Genomic DNA, 1,759 nt, shown 5'->3' with positions numbered 1-1,759 from the left:
CCCGCCGAGAAGGACAGGCCGAGCAGGTAGGCGCCCGCCACGCCCGGCACGATGGCATGCGCCAGCGCGTCGCCGACCAGCGACCAGCCCTTGAGCATGAGGTAGGCGGACAGGAAGCCGCAGAGCGCCCCGACCACCGCGGACACCCAGATGGCGTTGATCATGTAGCCGTAGCCGAACGGTTCGGTGAGCCAGTCAAGCATGGTCCGCTTCTCCGTGTCCGTCGCGCGATTCCCGCGCCGTCGCCACGTCGCCGTAAAACACCAGCGGACGCTCGTCGTCGGAGAAGATGCCCACGTCCCGGCCGGGCTGGTCGTCCGTGTCGGGCAGCAGGAAATGCCGCAACATGCCGCCGAACGTGGCCTGCAGGTTGGCGCGGGTGAACACCTGGGCCATCGGACCGAAGGCCAGCACCTCGCGCTTGATGAGCACCGCGCGGTCGCAGAACTCGGGCACGCTGCCCAGGTTGTGGGTGGACACCAGGATCACGCGCCCTTCGTCGCGCAACTGGCCCAGCAGCGCGATGATCACGTCCTCGGTGGTGACGTCGACGCCGGTGAAGGGTTCGTCCAGCAGGATGACGCGGGCATCCTGCGCCAGCGCGCGGGCCAGGAACACGCGCTTGCGCTGGCCGCCCGAGAGTTCGCCGATCTGCCGGCGGCGCAAGGCGTCCATGCCGACCCGCGTCAAGGCCAGGTCCACGGCCTGGCGGTCCGCCGGGCGCGGCCGGCGCAGCCAGCCCATGTGGCCGTAGCGGCCCATCATCACGACATCCTCGACCAGCAGCGGGAAGTCCCAATCGACCTCTTCGCTCTGCGGCACGTAGGCGATCCACTTGCGGCGCAGCGCGGCGCGCGCCGGCAGGCCGAGCACGGTGACCTGGCCGCGCGCCAGCCGCACGATTCCCATGATGGCCTTGAACAGCGTCGACTTGCCGCTGCCGTTCAGGCCCACCAGCGCCGTGATGGTGCCGGCCGGCGTGTCGAAGCTGGCGTTGCGCAGCGCGACATGGCCATTGCGATAGACGACGGTGGCATCGTCCACCTGGATGCCGGGCGCGGCGCCGCCCTCGCCTTGCGGCGGCCTCACGGCTCCAGCCCCTTGGCGATGGTCTCGGTGGTGACGCGCAACAGGTCCAGATAGGTCGGCACCGGCCCGCTGGGGCCGCTGAGCGAATCGACATACAGCACGCCGCCGTAGCGGGCGCCGGTCTCCTGCGCGACCTGGCGGGCGGGATTGGCGGACACCGTGCTTTCGCTGAAGATCGCCGGGACGCGGTTGGCCGTCATCAGGTCCACCACGCGGCGCACCTGCTGCGGCGTGCCCTGTTGATCGGCGTTGATCGGCCAGAGATACAGCTCGCGCAGGTCGAGATCCCGCGCCAGGTAGCTGAACGCGCCCTCGCTGGTCGCCAGCCAGCGCCGCTCGGGGGGAATGGCCCGCAGGCGCTGGTGCAAGGGGCCGATCGCCTCCTGGATGCGCGCCTTGTAGGCCGCCGCGTTGGCGCGGTAGGTTTCGGCGTTGGCCGGGTCGTACTGGACCAGCGCATCGCGGATGTTGTCGACGTAGATCAGCGCGTTGGCGGGCGACATCCAGGCATGCGGGTTGGGCTTGCCCTCATAGGGGCCGTCGCCGATGCCGATCGGCTCGATGCCGCGCGTCACCACGACGCCGGGCACGTTCTTGAGCCGATGGAAGAAGCGCTCGAACCATTGTTCCAGGTTCAACCCGTTCCAGAGGATCAATTGCGCGCCCTGGG

The 1,759-nt window shown here is 69.6% G+C and carries 3 protein-coding genes; all 3 read right to left on the bottom strand.

What is annotated here, in order from left to right:
• Positions 1-203: metal ABC transporter permease (locus tag N801_RS22120; RefSeq protein WP_035940874.1), on the bottom strand; the 203-nt coding region annotated here is incomplete at its 3' end.
• Positions 196-1,089, bottom strand: coding sequence for a manganese/iron ABC transporter ATP-binding protein (locus N801_RS22115; RefSeq protein WP_052113315.1), 894 nt, complete (start codon positions 1,087-1,089; stop codon positions 196-198). The genes N801_RS22120 and N801_RS22115, both read right to left, overlap by 8 nt.
• On the bottom strand, positions 1,086-1,759 hold a 674-nt coding region (locus N801_RS22110), incomplete at its 5' end, for a metal ABC transporter solute-binding protein, Zn/Mn family (RefSeq protein WP_035940876.1). The genes N801_RS22115 and N801_RS22110, both read right to left, overlap by 4 nt.

The sequence above is a fragment of the Knoellia aerolata DSM 18566 genome, assembly GCF_000768695.1.
Classification (GTDB): Bacteria; Actinomycetota; Actinomycetes; order Actinomycetales; family Dermatophilaceae; genus Knoellia; species Knoellia aerolata.
The sequence above is the reverse complement of the archived record's forward strand: the minus strand, read 5'-3'. Positions and strand labels throughout refer to the sequence as shown.